11 protein-coding genes and 2 pseudogenes are annotated in these 20781 nt (G+C 59.6%); 6 read left to right on the forward strand and 7 right to left on the reverse strand.

The features are described 5' to 3' along the window. Nucleotides 1–228: 228 nt before the first annotated feature. From FFI89_RS07190 to FFI89_RS07210, 5 genes and pseudogenes are all read right to left on the reverse strand, one after another. Nucleotides 229–1749 (reverse strand): annotated as a pseudogene (locus FFI89_RS07190) (IS66 family transposase). 119 nt (nt 1750–1868) lie between these two features. Next, nucleotides 1869–2153 (reverse strand): annotated as a pseudogene (tnpB, locus tag FFI89_RS07195) (IS66 family insertion sequence element accessory protein TnpB); the annotation flags it as partial. Next, on the reverse strand, nt 2153–2620 hold the full coding sequence (locus tag FFI89_RS07200; protein ID WP_138834198.1) for a transposase: 468 nt from the start codon (nt 2618–2620) through the stop codon (nt 2153–2155). The gene FFI89_RS07200 and the pseudogene tnpB, both read right to left, overlap by 1 nt. Nucleotides 2621–2928: 308 nt before the next feature. Continuing rightward, complete coding sequence (locus FFI89_RS07205; protein WP_138834199.1) at nt 2929–4452, reverse strand: hypothetical protein; 1524 nt, start codon at nt 4450–4452, stop codon at nt 2929–2931. A gap of 974 nt (nt 4453–5426) precedes the next feature. Next, nucleotides 5427–5621: a hypothetical protein gene (locus tag FFI89_RS07210; RefSeq protein ID WP_138834201.1), complete on the reverse strand. Its 195-nt coding sequence runs from the start codon at nt 5619–5621 to the stop codon at nt 5427–5429. Between the two features lie 690 nt (nt 5622–6311). On the opposite strand from FFI89_RS07210, the gene FFI89_RS07215 reads away from it, so the two are divergent. The 4 genes from FFI89_RS07215 (at nt 6312) to FFI89_RS07230 (ending at nt 9500) form a co-directional block, all read left to right on the forward strand. Beyond that, on the forward strand, nt 6312–7079 hold the full coding sequence (locus FFI89_RS07215; RefSeq protein WP_138834203.1) for a hypothetical protein: 768 nt from the start codon (nt 6312–6314) through the stop codon (nt 7077–7079). 103 nt (nt 7080–7182) lie between these two features. Continuing rightward, nucleotides 7183–7809: a hypothetical protein gene (locus FFI89_RS07220; RefSeq protein WP_138834205.1), complete on the forward strand. Its 627-nt coding sequence runs from the start codon at nt 7183–7185 to the stop codon at nt 7807–7809. A 95-nt stretch (nt 7810–7904) separates the two neighbouring features. Next, the gene (locus FFI89_RS07225; protein WP_138834207.1) at nt 7905–8222 is read left to right on the forward strand and encodes a hypothetical protein; all 318 of its coding nucleotides are present in this window, start codon (nt 7905–7907) and stop codon (nt 8220–8222) included. Between the two features lie 237 nt (nt 8223–8459). After that, nucleotides 8460–9500 (forward strand): hypothetical protein, encoded by a 1041-nt coding sequence (locus FFI89_RS07230; RefSeq protein ID WP_138834209.1) that lies wholly within the window; start codon nt 8460–8462, stop codon nt 9498–9500. 1 nt (nt 9501) lies between these two features. Here FFI89_RS07230 and FFI89_RS07235 read toward each other — a convergent pair whose 3' ends face one another. After that, nucleotides 9502–10773 carry a hypothetical protein gene (locus FFI89_RS07235; RefSeq protein ID WP_138834211.1) on the reverse strand — a complete coding sequence of 424 codons (1272 nt, stop codon included), beginning with the start codon at nt 10771–10773 and terminating at the stop codon, nt 9502–9504. A 196-nt stretch (nt 10774–10969) separates the two neighbouring features. Here FFI89_RS07235 and FFI89_RS07240 point away from each other — a divergent pair, with 196 nt between their 5' ends. Then, the gene (locus FFI89_RS07240) at nt 10970–11227 is read left to right on the forward strand and encodes a hypothetical protein (RefSeq protein ID WP_138834213.1); all 258 of its coding nucleotides are present in this window, start codon (nt 10970–10972) and stop codon (nt 11225–11227) included. A 75-nt stretch (nt 11228–11302) separates the two neighbouring features. Here FFI89_RS07240 and FFI89_RS07245 read toward each other — a convergent pair whose 3' ends face one another. After that, the gene (locus FFI89_RS07245) at nt 11303–11686 is read right to left on the reverse strand and encodes a hypothetical protein (RefSeq protein ID WP_138834215.1); all 384 of its coding nucleotides are present in this window, start codon (nt 11684–11686) and stop codon (nt 11303–11305) included. Nucleotides 11687–12440: 754 nt separating this feature from the next. Between FFI89_RS07245 and FFI89_RS07250 the strand changes: the two genes are divergently transcribed. Then, nucleotides 12441–20561, forward strand: coding sequence for a FecR domain-containing protein (locus tag FFI89_RS07250; protein WP_168212815.1), 8121 nt, complete (start codon nt 12441–12443; stop codon nt 20559–20561). Nucleotides 20562–20781 lie beyond the last annotated feature (220 nt).

A 20781-nucleotide genomic window follows, 5' to 3' on the forward strand; every position in this document is an offset into this window, starting at 1 on the left:
ATCTCCGGGTGTTCGGCATCTTTCAGCGCAGCTACGCAGCGCTGAGTTATTTTGACCCGATTGACGGCTTTCTATTCTTCAGGGTTGCGCTTCCCATCTTCGCGCTAGCCTGCTTCAGGCTCGCCACCAAATCGAGGCTGCCTTTCACGTGCAACGCATTTGAGGGTACCTTACGCGCTTTTCATGGCGTGAAAGCAGGCCTCTGTGCAAACGATGTAAGCGATGTTTTCAGGCCACGGCTCTGAGGTCTTGCGTTTTGTAGGTCCACGGCAGGAGGGCATCGATGTCGCGGTTGGGATGACCGTTGACGATCCTGGTAAGGACGTCGGTCAGATAGCCAAGCGGATCGATGTCGTGGAGTTTGCAGGTTTCGATCAGCGAAGCGATAGTGGCCCAGTGCTCGGCGTCGCCGTCGGAGCCGGCGAACAATGCATTTTTTCCGGTTCCGCGTGATCGGGCGGATGGACCGTTCGACGGTGTTGTTGTCGAACTCGATGCGGCCGTCGTCGAGGAACCTGGCGAGGCCCTCCCAGCGCGACAGGGCATAGCGGATGGCCTCGGCAAGCTTGCCCTTCTGGCTGATCAGCCCGAGTTTTGCGCGCAGCCACGGCTCCAATGCGTCGATCAGCGGGCGGCTTCTCTGCTGCCGAACGATCCGACGCTCGTCGGCGCTGCGGCCGCGGATGTCCTTCTCGATCGCATACAGCGCGGCAATGCGCTGAAGCGCTTTGCTGGCGATCGGCGCAGGTCCGGGCGTGGCGAGCTTGTAGAAGTTGCGCCGCACATGCACCCAGCAGAATGCAAGCTGCACGTCGCCGCGCTCAGCCAGCCTGCGGTAGCCGGCATAGCCATCGACCTGCAAGACGCCCTTGAAGCCGTTGAGATGGGTTATCGGCCGCTCGGCCTTGCGGTCCGGGGCGTAGACATAGACCGCACCCGGCGGATCGGATCCGCCCCATGGCCGGTCATCAGCGGCATAGGCCTACAACTGGCCGGTCTTGGTGCGACCGCGACCGGGGTCCAGCACCGGCACCGTGGTCTCATCGGCGAACAGTTTTGGCCGCTCGTTGAGCTTGTCGAGCAGGCGTTGGTGTAGCGGGCGCAGATGCCAGGCGGCATGGCCCACCCAGTCTGCCAGCGTGGAGCGGTCGAGGTTGACGCCCTGGCGGGCGCAGATCTGGGCTTGGCGATACAGCGGCAGATGATCAGCATATTTGGAGACCAGCACCTGGGCGATGGTGGCTTCGGCAGCCCACCCTCGATCAACCGCGCCGGCGCCGGGGCCTGCACGACGCCATCCTCGCATGTGCGGCAGGCGTATTTGGGTCGGATCGTGACCAGCACCCGGAACTGCGCTGGCATGATATCCAGCCGCTCGCTCTTGTCTTCACCGATCCGATGCAACGCGCCCTGGCAGCAGCGGCAGGTCTTGTCGTCGATGTCGATGGTGGTCTCAATCCGCGGCAGATGCGCCGGCAGCGAGCCGCGATTGGCCCGCCGCTTCGCAGCTCCGGCCTGTCGTGCGGCCGGTGTCGCCTGCTCCGCGTCTGTCGCGTCACGCGCCGCCGCCTGCTCGACGTCTTCCAGACCCAGCAGCATCTGGTCTTCGGGCAGTGTCTCCGCCCGGCGGCCAAACTGGTGGCGTTGCAGGTCCCTGATGATCTGGCGCAGCCGTTCGTTCTGCACCCGCTCGGCGAGCAGCATCGCTTTCAGCGTCTCGGAATCATCGGGCAATGCGTCGCGCGGCATGATCAAATCAGATCATATTTCCCGGAATTTTGCGACGCTCCCGATGCTGCTGATTCACTTTGCCGCAACAACACGCATGAGCTCGGCCGTGCGGGCGTCACCGTCTCACGCGCCGCATGGACACGCCGCCAGTCCAGCCTTTCGAGCAGCGCCGACAATTGCGCGGCCGACAAATGGATCACGCCGTCTTCGATCTTCGGCCAGCGGAAGATGCCACCCTCCAGTCGCTTGGCGAACAGGCACAGACCCGTGCCGTCCCAAAACACCAGCTTGATCCGGTCCGCACGCTTCGCGCGGAACACGTAGACCGCGCCCGAGAACGGATCCGCTGCCATGCTCTTGCGCACCAGCGCCGCCAGCCCATCGGCGCCCTTGCGGAAGTCCACAGGCCTGGTCGCCACCATCACCCGCACCGTGCCCGTCGGGCCGATGACGCGCCGGCTTTCAAAGCCCGCAAGACCGCGGCGATTGTGTCCGCCGGAGCGCCAGGGCCAATGCGCACCGTCACGCCGTCAATCACAACCTCGATCGTTCCGGCGAGCGGTTCGTCCCGCTGACGGCGCGGCGTCTTGCGCTGCAGATGTCCCGCGGTGTCGGACGGTGCCGCATCTACGACCGCCGGGACGAACCGCGGTTCATCATCTTTGGAAACGACCGCCTGAGCTTCTTTGACTTGCCGGCGCCAGCCAAACAATTGCTGCGGCGACAATCCGTGCCGCCGCGCTACGCCGGAACCAGTGTCGCCGCTGGTCTCGATCTCCGCGACCACCCGCGCCTTGTCCTCATCGCTCCACGTCCGCCGGCGACCTGCGCCGGTGAACACCTCCAGCCGGCGAACCGACTTGGTGATAGCACTATCCACTGTGTCCATTCTAAGCCTAGCGGTTCGACAGAACCGCAAAGTCGCAGATCAGGACGTCAGCCGGAAGGTGGCGCCGGAACGACGCTTACCAAACGATTGTGGTCCCTTCAGGTAATGGTCTGTAAGTGAGGGTGACTATCCTGGGAGCCTGCATACTGTCTTCTGCAATCACGCATTTGCTAAATTTCCTCGGCGTCGGAAAGTAAATTGGCGCTCCGATAAGAGCGGCGTCCAGATTTCTTCGGATATTGACTCATGCATCGGCTTCTCTGTCAGCTTCAAGATAGTTGCTTCCGATAGCACGACCGTTGTTTTTTCTAACGCTTTGGTCGTTCAGCGATATAGATATCAGCGATCTTTGAACGCGCAACGCGTTCGAGGCCCGGTGCCGCGATCGCGCTCTCGCAAGTACCGTGGAGGTCGACGACGACGTCGAAACGGTCGCGCCAATGCGAAATAACATTTGCCCATGCCGCGGGCGCATCCGCTTTCAATTTCAACTGTCCCGAAGTTCCTGAAAGCCACTCAGAGTTCACGATCGCCTGTGGCGCGGCCGCGATCGCGGCGTCTCGCGCGCGCACCGGCTGCAGACCCTGTCCGGCGAACAACGTGTTCACCTGTGCACGTCGGTCGATGACGGCGAAGGTCGAGAGGTTGTATTCGAAGTTGAGATTTGGATCGGGGCAATTTGGTGGTGCGACGGCAAGCACACTCGAACCAGGAGGAATGGCGGAGAGAGCGGCACGCAATTCGACGACATCCTCGTTATACGCGCTCCACACGGGAATCAGCAGTGCGAGCCGCGCAAGTGCGAAAGCGAAGACAGCGATCGAGACAAAGCCGACCAGATGCTTGGGCTTGGGGACACGCGCGACGGTCGCGCCTAGCGCCAAATACGCCCAAAGCACCACGAGGCGCGCATCTACCAGGTTCGCTGTGCCCATCGAGGAAGGCGCGCAGGCTGCGACGACAAAAAATCCGAACACGGCGAACCTCGCCGGCTCTGCGATGACGATGAAGCGTACGGCGAAAAGCGCCAGGATAAGCGCTGCCAAACCGACGCCCCATTGAAGGTCTAGTGGGAGACCACTATAGAAGGGCGCAACGAATATCCAAAATTTGGCGCCCGTTAATTCATAGCCGTGCGGCAGCTGCGGCATCGACCAGACAAGGGCCACAGCTGCGGCGACATGGAGCGGAGACCGCAGGGCGCGAAGGAATGCCACCTTGAGCGGCTCTCCCTGGTGTGGCGTGGCCTCCAAGAACCCGAAAATGATGCAGAAAGAAGCGAGCGCCATCAGGTGACAGAAGAACAACGCGATTGCGACCGCGTTGACGACCAAGAGATCGTATAAGACGCGTCGGCGCTCGTGTGCGGCCCACCAAGCGAGCGCGATCAGCGCGAAGCCCATGCCAAGTCCGTAATTGACGAGCCCCACCGTCGTAACGAGGTTGTAGCTGAGAATTGGTGCGATAAGGATCGTCGGCGATGGTTCCTGCGCCCATACGCGATGCAAAGCCCAAACACCGAGCGCGGGCAGCCAGAACGCGAGGATGAAGGCGAGCCTTACGACCATCTCGGCACCCAACAGCGGCGCCAGCGCAATATAAATGAGATCGAGCCCAAGGTTGGGATAGGCCCCCCATTGGACAAGGTAGAAGGTGTTGAGCGGATCAGACGCCGGCATGGTGAGAATTGTCAGCCGAGCCCAGTGGTTCACGAGGTCTGCCGTACGCGGGATCAGGAAAAGCGCCGGCAGCGTCATCAGCGCCAGCAGGGCGAAGTAGGCCGTGCGCAGATCGAAGGCTCCAGTCCGTTCCACCCACCGCTTCGCTTTCATGTCGCTCCTTTCGAATGGTGCAATCCAAAGCTTACAGGCTGTTAGGACCTGAGCCGAGATTATCGATTTGGCGGCCCAAACACGGCAGAAAGAACACCATCGCCTGCTACCATTTTGGAAACCTTCATCTGGCGAATCTGGTCGATATGGTATTTCATGCACCATGATTTCTTTTGCGATCTTGGCGGCGATCTTAACGTCGCTTGCCGAATTCGTGACTTCCGCCATAACCGGCCGTTTATCCATTCTGCTTCGATCTAACGTCGTCTCGACGCCCAAGATTCTCGCCGCCTCGGCGAGGCCAGCGTCAGGCGAACAGAGTTCAGCGAGATCCGCCACCGCTGGTAACAGCTCTTCAATCGCTGGCCCAGTCCTCAGCCGATTGACATCGGACCGCTAGTTTCGCGAGGTTTTGCAGTGTTGGCCCGCGCGAGATGGCGGAACCATTTGGCTCTGATTGCCTCAAGTCGTCCAGCTCCCCGACTTTTTTATGCCGATAGCGGACTCAGTACCCATTTCGTGATCGAGGTGCCGGCGCCCAACACCATACACCGGTCTTCAGCGAATGCGCCTCGGCCGGTAGCGGCCTCCCTGGCTCATTTATCGCTCCTTGTCGCCACTAACTTTCGTTCCCATCAATCGAAGATCTGTTGGACTAAGCCATCCCACTTCGTCAGGCGACGTGTTTATCATGCGGCGAATGATTGACCAGGGGACGTCCAATTCCTTCGCGACGTCTGCCATCGACTTGGTAGCAGCGCGAGACACGACACCCTTCTCGGAGGCGCCATGCACTCCGATGCGGGCACTCATACTTGCGTATTTGGTTTCCCCTGCGGAGAAAATAAGAAAGCAAGCTGATGCGCAGGTTGCGCTCTGTCCTACATTCGTGGATATTTTCGCAGACTTGACCCAGTCTGCCACCAGGACAGCTTCTAGCAAATTGCCGCCCTCAGAGTTTAACCGCAGCGAGGTCACCATTTCCCCGCATCATTCGCCGCTTTGATGGAAGCCCTCAGTGCGTCAATGTCGCCCGGCGCTATATTGCCGGAGATGGAAATTTCGACGTTATCGTCTTTGAGATTAAAGGACTTTATCTCGGCGGCGGCTGCGATCGACGGACTCAGTGCGAATCCCACATTCAGAAGCGCGCAAAGCGCAATTCCCACTTTTGCCACTCGCAGAGAACAGGGGTGCTCATTTCTTCGCCTTCTCTTCGAGGTCCTACGGTCTAGCACCTTACCTTCTAACGCCAACCGCACCCAGGGCAAAACGTCAGATAAACAAGTCGGCGCCAGCCCTGCACAAGTAAGGTTGACGGGTTAGGTTAAATCGAGTTCTCAGTTGTGCTCGTTTCGGTCGTGCCACGAAGGTGGTTATTATCTTGTGGGCTACCTGATTTGAGCAAGGCTGCGATTTCGAGCACGGACCTGATTGGAGGAATTTTCAGCAGAAGTTGTCTTCCCTCAGTGGCAACTCTGCGCCGGTGTTCGAGTGCGATCATACCAAACAACGGCAGTTGGTTACCGTCACGGGCGCGCGAGCAAAAAGCAACCGAGCAAGTCAAACGGGTCGCAAAGATACAAAAGCACATGTACGGTGCGGCCGGCGGACCTAGATCGTTCTTGTTAATCCGCTTCGTTAGAACATAAACTCCACGAAGCATGGGCGTAGCAGTTCGCCGCAGCCCCATCACCAATGGCCGACGTGCAATCAAGCCGCTGCAATTCGTGCCGTAGATCTTGTCGCTTGTCGCCGATCATTCAATCACTGTTATCGTCGCAGTCCCCGATAGCGGCCACAGATCGCCTTCTCAAACAGTCCTATCGATATCAGGAGCCTACCCCCGGGAGCCATTGATGCCAACTCTTGCCAAGGCCCATTTGGTCCAATCCGACTCGCCGTGGCGCGCCGCGTACGACCGGATGTATCTCGAACTGCGCCACCACCGCGCCGACATATTGACCGCTCTGGGATTTTACGCGGAACGCGACTTGTTGCCCCCGGAAAATCCAGACACCACGCCTACCGAGCAGGAAGAAGAGCTACGCCAGATAGCCAGCGCGCTGACGGTCGCGGCTGCGGCGTCGGAGGCAATGCCCACGAGTGTCTTGGTCTCCACCCTTGCCAAGGTTTCGAAGGATCCGAGCTTGCTGTTTGGCCGGGAGTTCCCACAGCCCGTCGAATGGGAAATCGCAAACGATTATCAGCGCGCCGACGAGCGCCCCGGCACGCACTGGCGCGACGTATGGGGTGACCAAACGGCTACTTTCCCAGGCGAGGTCGAACAACCGACCGAGCTCAATATTGCGAAAGCCGCAGGCGCCGCACTCGCTAGAATTCAGGAAACGCGGAACGATGGCCGACCTTACAATCAAGCCGATCAAGTTCTTGCGGACCGATTGGGCGCGATTTTTCGCCAAAGCGGACAGGCGATTCGCCGGCGCCGCGAACCGGTCATGCGCCGGGACCAGGTGGTCTACGTCGAAGGTGGTCCCATTTACGATTTTCTCGAGCTTGTTTTGAAACCGCTGCGCGCACACCTGCACGAGCGGCACTTGGCACCGGTGACCGCCGACACGATCGTGCGGCGCATTACCGCCGATTTCCCCCCCCCGGCTGACTAAGCCGCCTTACCCGATTGTTCCCACAGCGGGACGCTCGCAGAATCCTTTCCGCTCCTGCTCCTTGATAAACGGCACAATTCCGTGCCGTTTATGAGGAACCGCGATGAGCACCCACGAACCCATCCAAACGAAAATCCATCCGCTGAAGATCCACTCGCGGCTTCTCGACGCTCCGGAACTGCTCCCCCACGAAAAGCCGGAGGAATTCGTCGAGTTGTATGAAAGACTCCAGGATCATGGAAAACCGCAGAATTCCCGCGACTATTTGGCTGTCCACCAAGCCGCGGTGTTGACCTGGGATATCCTGCGCTACCAGACGATGAAAATCGGCGTGGTGCGCAACCACCATCGAGCGGCACTGGAGTCCCTGGTCTTCAAAACGCAGGTATCGAGGCCGATCGTGAACGCCTTGTCCGAAGCGTCTGCGAAAACGGAGGTACAGAGGCTCGTGGCCCCGTGGTTCAACGACCCGGCCTGCCGACCCGGCATGATGAAAAGGATCGAGAACGCCGGCTACCCGCCCAATGCCCTGGAGGTGGAAGCATTCACGATGGCGCTGCCGGCCTTGGCCACGATCGAGCGCTTGATCGTGTCGGCACAGAAGCGTCTGAACGTGTTCCTGGACGATCTGGAAAGGTCATCCAAAGCGAGCGCCCGCGCGCTGCGCCTGGCAACGGAAAAGGCCGTCGCCACCAAGGCTGCCGGCCAGTCGCAGCCGACGATGAAGTAAGCCTATGACGTCACAAAGGAAGATCGCGGCCAATAAGCGCAGCGGCGCAAAAAGCCGCGGTCCCTCTCAGTCAAGAAGGCAAAGCGCGCTCGAGGATGAACGCGCTTCGCCACGGATTGGCGGCTAAGGCTACACCGAGGGCAAGTTTCGATGCGCTGGCCACGGCCGATGTCGACCACGCCTGCCCCGACGAGTTGTTTGCGGATGCCATGTACCAGCGTCTCCGGCAGATCGAAGTCGAGCGTGTTAAGGTCCTGAACGACTTTTACAGCCTCTCAAGCTCCCAGGATGTCGACAAACTCGAAACTGTACTGCGGACCCTCACGGCGCTGGAACGCTACTCGCAGCGCTCGCATTCGAAATTGAAGAAACACATTTCTCTTGCGGAGGTATCAACCAGAAAAATGAAATAAAAATGAAATAATGGGAATTCTGCAGAACGAACCCAACCGAAATACTTTTTAGAACACAGAAGGTTACCGGAACAATGTCTAGCTCCCAGATCGCAATGACAACGAGGTCGTTACCGTTCGCACGGCCGAATTGATGCGCTGCACAATCTTGACAAATTGAGCCGCAAACAGGACCATCCGCCCGGTCACCACCATGGCGATCCGCCACTTGGTCGTTTTGGGGCTGAAGGTTAGCAAATGAGTGCGGATAAGCTTCAGTCAGTGAGCGATACTGCTGCGGAGATACTCAGTGAGCCTCCGTCGCCCCATACTTACTTTGATGAGGATCCAGGCGAGGCAGAGCAGGTTGCGAAGGCTTCTGGCAATCTTGGGCCGGGCACCGAAACTTCAAAAGAAAATTTCGGAAGGCTAAACGCTCGCAAATTTGGAATTTCACCCAGCGCTATTCACGATGTGCGCATTGTCCGCGACGCCAAGAACGAGAGCGTTGGCATAGCTCGTCAAGCGCTTGCCGATCAGATCCCTGCTGCCCCTCAGGGCGATGCGGATCAACGGCTTTCCATGCTGTCGCACGAAACCGCAAGCGCCCGGTCGGATCCGCGTACCGCGAGCATGAGCCCGTTTCCCCCGGCGGACTCGGGCAACCGGATTTCACCTGGCAGATGGTCGTTACGGGGCTTCGTCGTCATCCTGCTGGCAGCCGGCGTCGGGGTAGCCGCCGTCACGTGGTTTGGGTCGTCCCGCGATGCTGCAAAGACAGCCCTTTCACAACCCGCACCTCAGGCCCGGATCGCGCCGACCGCCGCCGTGCCGCTCGAGTTGACGCCGTTGCTCCAGTCGATGGCGCGCGATCTCGCAAGCGTGGGAAAGGAAATCGAGCAGCTCAAGGCCGGTCGTGAACTCTTGGCTCGCGACAATGTGAATCTCAGCGAGCAGCTCAAGGCGAGCCAGGAGCAATTGACCCGCGTCGTTGCTCGGCTTTCCGAACAGCTTCAGGCCAGCCAGGATCAGGCCGCGCGCGACAATGCGAACGTGGCAGAGCAGATCAAGGCAATCCAGGATCAATTGGCCCGCGTCGTTTCCCAGGCGTCCGAGCCGAAGAAGCTGCCCAAAATAGCTGCGACTTCGCCACGGCTGCCACCTCTTCCGCTAGGGCCTGCAGCTCCCGCGGCGCGCAAGCCGGTGCCCACCGCCCTGCCAGCGCCGTCCGCAGCCAAGCCGAAAGGCGAAAAGCCAAAACTGTCATCGGCGCCGCGTCCGCCGGCGCCCGCGCGCTAGACTAGTTGGGCGGCAAGACGATGTCGGCTTGCCGGCTATCGCGTCTCACGATGATGATTGAACCGTTGCGGGTGGTGAACCTAGCCCCGAGCAGTTTTGGGATCTTCTCCATCAGCGGCGAGGGCAACGGGATCGTTGCAATGCCGACCGTATCGCCGACATTGATCGCAGGCGCGGGCGTGCCTGCGGACGGAGCTGGCTTGATGTAGTCCCGGACCAGATGAACTTCTTCTGCTGTCAGGCTGAGCGCGGCTTGCTCGGTTCGAAGGTTGGCTCCAGCCCTACTGTTTTCAGCCGCCGATTTGTTTTGGGATTCCTTTTGCTGGTCAGCATTCTGCTTTGCTTTTTCCAGAAGGTCCGCCCTGGTTGCGCGTTCCCTGAGAGGCGAGAGCTCGCGCTGAAGCGTAGCGACTTCTGACTTCAGGGATCGGATCTGGGTGAGGGCAAACACCGCTCCGGCGCAGATCACGAGCACGAGCAGGGTGAGCATCGCAATCGCTCCGGCGCCAACGTTGCTGGTCGGTTTTCCGGCCCTTAAGTCCGGCGTATCCCGCTCCAGATGACGTCGCCAGACCGCGCGCGCCTGCTGAAGTCGGGCGGCAATCAACAGGAGGAGACGGGCTTGCCGCGGGCGTGAAGCTTCGGGTGCCTTGATGCCTGGATTGAAGCGATCTCGTGACAGAAAAGCCGGCGCGTCCTGGGATTTCGCGGTCGCGGATACAGGGGTGTGCGCTGTTTCCGGCGCCCAAGGAGGTGCGCTGCCGTGGTCCAGGTAGGCATTGCCAGTTTCCCGAGGAATGCCTGGCAGGGCAAATTCAGGGGGGAGGTCCGGGTCTGTCTCTTCTGCTGGGTTCGACGGGGCAGGCGTCGGGGCGGCATCCTCGGCTTCGGTCCCCTCGGGATCAGGTTCGATTACTTCGCTTCGCAGCTCAAGGTCGAATATCTTCTGACGTTCCTCCGAGCCGATCAGATCGTCGATCAACTTGAGTGAATGCGAGGTGGCGGAAGTGGGGGACAGATCGAACGAGGCCTCGCTTGCGCTTTCCAGCGCCTCCAGCGCCGATCGGCCCCTATCGGTGAGCCGCAAACCGCCGTCCTCCGGGATCACCAGGCCGGACTGAAAAATATCGATGTCGTCGAGTGCGGACGCGAGACCATCGGGCTGATCGGCGTTGGCCGTAAGCGCCTCGACCTCGCCCTTGAGCTCGTCAAGCGTCGCACGGCCGTCGGGCCGCGTGGCGAGGACACTCAGGATCGCCAGTTTGAATTGCACAGCGTCCTCGGCGAAAAAATGAGACGGTCTGATTCGGGTGACAGGCGACCTCTTGATAGCCTGCCCCGGCCGCTTTGATACTCCTCGCAGCCCAAAAGTCGGTCAATTGAAACCAGCGTGGGCCGCCAAGACCCTTGATAAGTGATCCGCCCTTTGGCACTCTTGAGCAGAACCACCTCGGCCAATTGAGGTTACCATGCAAAAATCATTACTTGCGATCTTCGCCGTTTTTTCCTTTTTGATTGCGACCAGTGGCGGGGCAATGAGCGGGCCGTACCCGTACGGTGACGAGCCCTACACGCTTGATTGGAGACCTCATCCCCAAATTGAAGCTGGCTGCTGGAAGTGGAATTGGCAGCAGTATCTCTATAACGATGTCTGCCCGGTCTATGTGCACCCGAAGGCTTACATGTATCCGCGTTCCTCACGCGTCGTGCTTCGCACCAAAGGCTGATAGCCCCTGCGGGAGCAGCCTGTGCGCTGCTTCCGTTGCCGGTGCGGCAGAACCGCCGATGAGCTCGTCGGTGGTTTAGGAATGCTGGATCGTACAGGCGGTCTGGCTGTGCTTTCCGAAATTCAGCAAGGCATTCTCGCGGAAGCCATCGAGCCAGATCCCGCGTCCGGCGTAGCGATAGCCGACACCCATCGGGATCAATCTGACATGCGTTGCTCCGCGATGTCCGGTGTGCAGTGAGGCGGTAACGACCTCTCCCACAACGCTGACGGCAATCGGGCAGAGCGGATAGGTACGACCGTTTTCACAGGTGAATACGATCTCCGAACAACTCCCGACAGCGCTCGGACCGGATGTCATGATGCCGAGGTCGGCAGCCGCCGCTGAATGCGGACTGGCACCCACGGCAAACCCAGCAAACAGTACAGTCGAAATAAACGAGTAAAATGCGGCGCGCATGGCTGCCCCCAAGGTGATAATCTATCGTCAACAGAGCAAGAATCTTCAAAAAGGTCAATCGGGGTAGTAGGTCAGTTTAGTTGTGGCGCCCGGACGGGCTGAAAACTGAGATCGCGGTCAGGATTTTTCTCCCTTCGCAATGTCCATGATCGACTGGGCGAGCTTGTTGAAGTCTCGGGGGCGTTTGGTATGCATTCAAACTAAGCTTTCCTTGGCGCCGGCAGCAAATCAGGCTTTCGGCCACAGCTCCACATAGCTGTAAACTTTCCAAGTCACTTTCCTCGCCTTGATCAGGTCCCCCTATTGGGGCGGGGAATTTTAGCTTTCCCGACTATGCGCTGGGACTCCGGGCCCGATTGCTCGCCTAAAAACGGGCACGGCAACGCCATGGTGCTCGGTTGAATTCGTCCGTGAGGTCAACCCCACGGCAGAGGTCGACTGAGGGTTGGCGACATCGATCCGGCCGTGACAAGTGCGTTACAATGGGCATTTTGCCGCCCCTTTCGCTGCCTGAGCGATTAACGGGGGCAAATCAGACTGCAAAATCAATCGATTACAGTATTGTGCGTCACGCTAACCACACTTGCGTCCGTCTTGCTTATGCCCGTCAATTCTGGGGGGTTATCGTTGGTGGATGAACTCAATTGAATTATAAGGAACTCATTAAGAGAGATTGCTAAATCCTTAATTCATTTGAGGCAGCTTGATGTTTTCCGTCCTGAGCGACAGCGGCCCCGCTGGGGGACTATCTCCCTTGAAGTTGGGCGACGCTTTAGGCTTTGGCGAGGCGGCAAATGCCGGTCGTATCGTTGTTCCGGATGCGAATCTCCTGTTCTCCGGCGACTTCAAGCGCTCGGGTCTCGATCTCGAGCTTTCCCACGACGACCGCCATTTCCTGGTCCGGGACTACTTCCGCGGTGAACATCGCGCAGCCCTGTCGTCATCTGACGGGGCCTGGCTTACCGGCGATGTCGTCAGCGCGCTGACGGGCCACACTCAGTTTGCGCAGGCCGACGGCCTTGCCGGCGCCGGCAAAATTATTGGTCACGTCACCAAGCTCGCCGGCAGTGCCACCGTCATTCGCAACGGCGTATCAATTATCCTGAACCTCGGCGACAACGTCGAGAAGGGCGATGTCGTCCAGTCAGGCTCCGACTCCAAGCTCGGTATTACCTTTATCGACGGCACCGTGTTCGGCCTCGCGTCCAATTCGCGCATGGTCCTCAACGAAATGATCTACGACCCGAACGGGTCGAACAACTCCTCGCTGCTGAGTCTCGTTGCGGGAACCATCACTTTTGTCGCCGGTCAGACCGCCAAGCACGGCGACATGAAGGTCGATACCCCGGTTGCGACCATGGGTATCCGTGGCACCGCGGTCCTGGTCCAGAAGATCGAATTTCTTGTTTCTCAAAACGCTCAGAGTGGAGGCCCGGCTCAGGTTACTGGAGGGTTTCAGGTTCTGGTCGAGCCCGACGGAACAACCGGTTCCTATGTTCTCATGGACCGGATAACGCTCAATCCGATCGCGACGGTCAATGATGCCGGTCGGATCGTCACCTACAATCAGGGCGTGTTCGGTACTTCGGCCGCTGCGCCGCTGTCGGCGGAAATTCAGCAACTCATCACCGACGTGTTTGCGCTGAAGTTTACCGACACAAACCCGAAAACATTGAACCAGTTTACCGATTCGATCGTTCCGGACGGTATTCCGCACGCGGTGTTTGCAAGCGACGATGGCAATCCATCGAAATATTCGGTTGGTTTCGGGCAGGGCGCGGTAACGGCCACGGCTACCTTCGAGGTGATTACAAGTCAGGTGCACTACGACGCGCCGCCGATCGTCAATGCGACGTCGGGTGAATTCACGGTGCGCTCCGGCGCGGTTCACCGCGGCGGGATCGATGCCGTTTCGGGCGTCATCACCTTTGACGACGTCAATCGCGGCGATGTTCCGACGGTCAAAACCAAATTTGCCTCGTTCAAGGTTCTGGATGCGCAGGGCAACGATATCACTTCGAGCCTGACCGCCAAGGAACTGGCCGCAATCGCGGCGGTGGAAGTTGGCCTTACCGTGGTGGCCAGTCCGGGTAATGGCAGTGCCGGTTCAGCCACGTGGACCTATAGCGTCGCCGACAGGGCGTTCGATTTCCTGGGGGCCGGCAGGAAGCTGGTGCTGACCTATCAAGCCCAGGTCGACACCAATTACGTGGGCTATAATACGACGGTTCTCCAGCCGTTTACGATTACGATCTCCTCTCCCCACGCGGTTGAGTGGATCCACCCGAGCGACGGCTTGTGGAGCGTCGGTTCAAACTGGAAGACCGGCCTGGTGCCAACCGCGCTCGATGATGCCATTATTCCTGCGCAGGACATTGTTGGCGGAACCGGTCACTACGCGGTGACCATCGCCGAAGCCGCGTTTGCGAACTCGGTGACACTGGATGCCGCCGACACCACTGGCGCGCAACTCATCAACAACAGCACCTTGACGGTAAGTAATGCGCTGACGCTGTTCAACGAAAGCGCATTCTACAATTTCGGCACCACGAACGCCGGCCTGATCGAGCTGGTGAACCAAAGCTCGCTCCACAATTCCGGTCTCATCAAGCTGACGGAGGGTGGTGATTTTATCGATCAAAGCTCCGTTTCGAATGACGAGGCGGGAATACTCGAATTAGCCGGCGGCACGCTCAATGTTGCCGTCAACGTTGCCAACGCCGGCCTGGTACTGATCGATCCGGCCGCGAACCTGACGCTGCACGGCGCCTCGATCAATGGCAGCATCGAAAACAAAGGGACCATTGATCTCACCGGTTTGGCCGCGTTGATCAATGGCACGTTGGATAATTTTGGTCATGTCAATGTCAGCGGCGCCGGCAATGCCCTGCACGACGAGATGGTCAGCAACTTCGGCGCCATCGTCGTTACCGGGGAATTGACCCTCGATCTCGGCACGACGATCACAGGTGGCGTCGTTTCAAACGCCGGCACCGTCAGGGTTGAAAGCGAGCAGGGTGCGACGCTCGATAATGTCGACGTTGAGAATCTTGCAGGTGCCATTCAGGTCGGTAGCACGCCGGCCGCGACCGTGCTGGTCGTCGAGGACGGCACCGTCATCAATGGCGGAACGCTGTCGACAGGATCGGCCGGCACATTTGAGGTTGCGGGAGCTTCAATCGCGACGCTCGGCGGCGTTAGCGTCTTCAATTCCGGATATGTGCAGGTGGACGAGGGATCCACACTCAATCTCCTGGGTTCAACCATTTCTGGCGGCTTCATCACCGACAACGGCATCATTGATGTCAGTGGCGACAGCGCGATCAACAATGCAGCCCTTAATGGCGGCCAGGTTACGGTTGACGCGACGCGGACGCTGACACTGGACGGCACCACGGTCACGGGCACCACGATTATCGACGACGGCACCATCAAGGTCGGCAGCGGCAAGACGCTGAACCTGAGCGGGGTGTTTCTGAGCGGCGGGTTGATCATCAACCTTGGCCTGATTGATATCAAAGGCGACAGTTCGATCAGTGACGATACGATAAATAACAGCCAGCTCACGATCGATGATGGCACGACGCTGACCTTGAACGGCACCATCATCCTCGGGGGCATCGTCACCGACGACGGCATCATTCATGTCACCGGCGACAGCGCCATCAACAATGCGGCGATATATGGTGGCCAGATCATCGTCGATGATGGTTACACGCTGACGCTAAACGGAACCACGGTGACAAATACCGTGATTCACGACGACGGGTTCATTCAGATCGATGTCGACAAGACGCGTTTGCTGGATGGGGTCGCGATCAACGGCGGTACGATCAACAATTTTGGACTCCTTGAGATCATCGGCGATAGCTCGATCAGCAATGACTTGCTGAATAACCACCAGCTGACGATCGACACCGGCAAGACGCTGACCTTGAGCGGAGCCACGATAACCGGTGGCATCATCAGCGATAACGGCGCCATTCATGTCATCGGCAACAGCGCCATCAACGGCAATGCCGAGCTGAACGGCGGCCTCGTCACGGTTGACGCATCGACGCAACTGACGCTCGACAATGTGACGGTCAGGGGGACCGCCATCGTCGACAATGGCACGGTGACGGTGGATGCGGGCTCGGCACTGGATTTAAGCGGGGTGACGCTCAGCGGCGGGGCGATCGACAATCTCGGTTTGATCGACATCGTCGGTGACAGCTCGATCACCAACGACACGCTGACCAACGCCAACACGCTGAGTGTGATCAACAACAGCATCCTGGAGCTGACCAACACGGCGGTGGCCAACCTCGGCGGCGTGGTGACGGTGGCGGCCGGCTCGACGCTGGACCTCGACAGCGGCGCCAGCATCACCGATGGCGCGCTGGGCAACTCCGGCGAGGTCAACGCCGAAGGCACCACGGCGCTGCATCACCTCGGCATCACCAATTCGGGCACGCTGGAATCGACCGGCGGGGTCCTGACGATCGACGCCGGCAGCAGCATCAGCAATACCGGCACGCTGCAGGCCAATGGCGGCGAACTCGACCTCACCAACGACACGGTGACCAACAGCAATGCGCTGAAGGCGATCAACAACAGCATCCTGGAGCTGACCAACACGGCGGTGGCCAACCTCGGCGGCGTGGTGACGGTGGCGGCCGGCTCGACGCTGGACCTCGACAGCGGCGCCAGCATCACCGATGGCGCGCTGGGCAACTCCGGCGAGGTCAACGCCGAAGGCACCACGGCGCTGCATCACCTCGGCATCACCAATTCGGGCACGCTGGAATCGACCGGCGGGGTCCTGACGATCGACGCCGGCAGCAGCATCAGCAATACCGGCACGCTGCAGGCCAATGGCGGCGAACTCGACCTCACCAACGACACGGTGACCAACAGCAATGCGCTGAAGGCGATCAACAACAGCATCCTGGAGCTGACCAACACGGCGGTGGCCAACCTCGGCGGCGTGGTGACGGTGGCGGCCGGCTCGACGCTGGACCTCGACAGCGGCGCCAGCATCACCGATGGCGCGCTGGGCAACTCCGGCGAGGTCAACGCCGAAGGCACCACGGCGCTGCATCACCTCGGCATCACCAATTCGGGCACGCTGGAATCGACCGGCGGGGTCCTGACGATCGACGCCGGCAGCAGCATCAGCAATACCGGCACGCTGCAGGCCAATGGCGGCGAACTCGACCTCACCAACGACACGGTGACCAACAGCAATGCGCTGAAGGCGATCAACAACAGCATCCTGGAGCTGACCAACACGGCGGTGGCCAACCTCGGCGGCGTGGTGACGGTGGCGGCCGGCTCGACGCTGGACCTCGACAGCGGCGCCAGCATCACCGATGGCGCGCTGGGCAACTCCGGCGAGGTCAACGCCGAAGGCACCACGGCGCTGCATCACCTCGGCATCACCAATTCGGGCACGCTGGAATCGACCGGCGGGGTCCTGACGATCGACGCCGGCAGCAGCATCAGCAATACCGGCACGCTGCAGGCCAATGGCGGCGAACTCGACCTCACCAACGACACGGTGACCAACAGCAATGCGCTGAAGGCGATCAACAACAGCATCCTGGAGCTGACCAACACGGCGGTGGCCAACCTCGGCGGCGTGGTGACGGTGGCGGCCGGCTCGACGCTGGACCTCGACAGCGGCGCCAGCATCACCGATGGCGCGCTGGGCAACTCCGGCGAGGTCAACGCCGAAGGCACCACGGCGCTGCATCACCTCGGCATCACCAATTCGGGCACGCTGGAATCGACCGGCGGGGTCCTGACGATCGACGCCGGCAGCAGCATCAGCAATACCGGCACGCTGCAGGCCAATGGCGGCGAACTCGACCTCACCAACGACACGGTGACCAACAGCAATGCGCTGAAGGCGATCAACAACAGCATCCTGGAGCTGACCAACACGGCGGTGGCCAACCTCGGCGGCGTGGTGACGGTGGCGGCCGGCTCGACGCTGGACCTCGACAGCGGCGCCAGCATCACCGATGGCACGCTGGGCAACTCCGGCGAGGTCAACGCCGAAGGCACCACGGCGCTGCATCACCTCGGCATCACCAATTCGGGCACGCTGGAATCGACCGGCGGGGTCCTGACGATCGACGCCGGCAGCAGCATCAGCAATACCGGCACGCTGCAGGCCAATGGCGGCGAACTCGACCTCACCAACGACACGGTGACCAACAGCAATGCGCTGAAGGCGATCAACAACAGCATCCTGGAGTTGACCGGGACAACGGTAATCAACACTGGCGGCACGGTGACGGTCGGTACCGGCTCGACGCTGGACCTCGACACCTCGACCATCACCAGCGGTCTCGTTACCATCAGTACCAACGGCTCGATCGATCTGAACGGCCTGGCAGTGCTTGCGAACGGATCGCTCAGCAATTCGGGCCACCTCAGTGTTAATGGCACCGGAAATGAGCTGTATCATGAAACCGTCACAGCCAATCACCTGCTGGAGATCATGGCCGGCGGCGCGCTGCTGATTGATCAGGGCTCTACGATTGCCAATAGCGGTGGCACGGTGCAGGTCGACGTTGGCGGAACGCTGACGCTGAACTCAGCGAGCTTGTCACCAGCAATCATCGACGGGGGCACGGTCGCTGATTACGGCACGATCTATGTCATCAATACGGTTGATATTTCCGGAAACATCATCGGGACCGGTGCGATCAATATCGCAAATCTGGCCGAGCTCGAGATCGGTGGCTCGGTTGCATCCGGCAATACGGTGCTGTTTACGGGCGTCCAGGGCGAACTCATCCTCGATCAATCAAACCAATTTTTCGGATTGATCACGGGGTCTTCGGTCGGGACGCTTCTGACACTGGATGATCAAATTGACCTGAGGGATCTGTCGTTCAATTCGAACCATATGTCTACAACGGTTTCCTACAGTTCGAACGTCAGCACGGTCACTTTCATTGATCATACCGATGCCGGCGACATCTCTGTCCAGATCCGGCTCTCGGGCGACTATACAAACCAAGGATGGCTATTCACGAATGATGGTTATGGCGGCAGCTTGGTGCAGTTGGCACCGCCGCCGGTGTTCTCAGACATCATCGACAATCGATATGCGTTCACGGGACACAAAACTGCCGCAGGAACCAGTTGGACGTTCCAGGCTGCAGTGACGGATGACGACGCGACCACTGTCGGCCAGGGCGGCATCACAAAATTCGACCTTTATGATAACGGGACGTTGTTCGGCTCTGCGACGTTTAACGGGAGCGCATGGACGGTGTCCGGCTCATTAATGTCTGTCAGTTATGCGGACGGCATCTATACGATTACCAGCAATACGACAGCTATCAAAAACGGAGACCTTCTCGAGATTACTGCATACGACGCCGCGAACTTATCTGCCTCGAAGTCCGTAACGCTCAAAAATGAATCCTCTTTCCAGGTCGCGCCTGCCGGTATCGCGGGAGAGCCAATCAATTTGGCGCTGACGGATCCCTCGGGTGGCCAGCTAACGGGTCCGGTCCACCTGACGTTGACGGGTGTGCCGTCGGATTGGAGCATCAGCGAAGGCACCAATCTCGGCAACGGCACCTGGACGGTAGAGACGAACGATCTCACCGCGCTGACGGTCACAACGGCCGCAGCCTATACCGGAGCCATGGTCCTCAGCGTGACCGAGACCTGGACAAATGCGGACGGCAGCACGGGAGCCGCGGTCGTATTGGACAACGTCGAAGCCTATGCGACGGGTTCGCCCATCTTTGCCCTGTCAGGCGACGACACGCTGACCGGCGCCGTCGGGAATGATCTCTTCGTCTTCGCGCAGCCGATCGGTCACGACACGGTTTACAGCTTCGATACTGGACACGATCAGATTGACTTGATCGGCTACGCCGGGTTCACGAGCTTCGCCGATGTGCAGGCGCATTTGACCGAAGACGCTAACGGCAATGCGTTGATCACGTTGGGAGACGGACAGTCGATCGAGTTGCAGGGAGTGCATGCGGCAGCCTTGACACAGACCGACTTCGTTTTCGACCAGGTGCCGACCCTTGACAACGCCGGAACAATGACGATCAGCGATGGGGCCGTGATGCCCCTGAGCGGCACGATCAACAATAGTGGCACTATCGCGCTGAATTCGACCGGCGACGAAACAGACTTGCAGCTGATCGAGCACGGCGTGACGCTCCAGGGCGGCGGCCAGATAGTGCTGTCTGACAGCGCCGCGAACATCATTTCCGGAACAAGCTCCGGTGTCACGCTGGACAACGAAGACAATACGATTTCCGGAGCTGGCCAGCTCGGCAACGGTGAACTGACATTGACAAATGCCGGCACTATCGATGCTACCGGCACGCACGCTCTTACGATCGATACCGGCGCGAACTCCGTGATCAATTCAGGAATTCTGGAAGCGTCGGGCGGCGGCGGGTTAACGGTTGCAAGTTCGATCGTGAATTCAGGTGTATTGTGGGCAAACGGATCCACCCTCACGGTTCAAGGCCAGGTGAGCGGAAACGGCACCGCCGTGATCGATGGCACCGCGACGCTTGATCTCGAGGCCTCCGCCACGGTCAATGTAACGTTTGGTTCGGGGGCTGGCACACTAAAGCTTGGAGACTCATTCCACTTCAATGGGACGATCGCGGGATTCGGCGGTGCGGATGTCATCGACCTTGCCCATGTCGAGTTTGGTACGGCCTCGCTCAGCTACCATGAGAACGTTGGCGGCACCGGCGGGACGCTAACGATTTCGGACGGAGTGCACATTTCCGAGCTGTCGCTGGTCGGCAATTACTCGGCCGACAATTTCAGTCTTGCGCCGGACCTTATAAAGGGGACCGCAATCACCTATCTGGCTCACGATCTCGTCGTGTGATGTGTCTCGGTCTTGGCGGTGCCGCGGGCGCCGGCAACAGCCGGATTGGGGGCCCCCCGTAGAATTACGGAATGGCGACGGGGCTTACCCGACTTCCTTCCATGCCGTGCGGGTCTTTTTTGAACGAAGTGTTGCACGTTCGCCGCAGTGACATAGAATGTTGTACGAGACGTATGTTTGCCAGTGCTGGTATACCTTTACTCGCCACAATTAACCTGCA

It is taken from the genome of Bradyrhizobium sp. KBS0727, assembly GCF_005937885.2.
GTDB lineage: Bacteria > Pseudomonadota > Alphaproteobacteria > Rhizobiales > Xanthobacteraceae > Bradyrhizobium.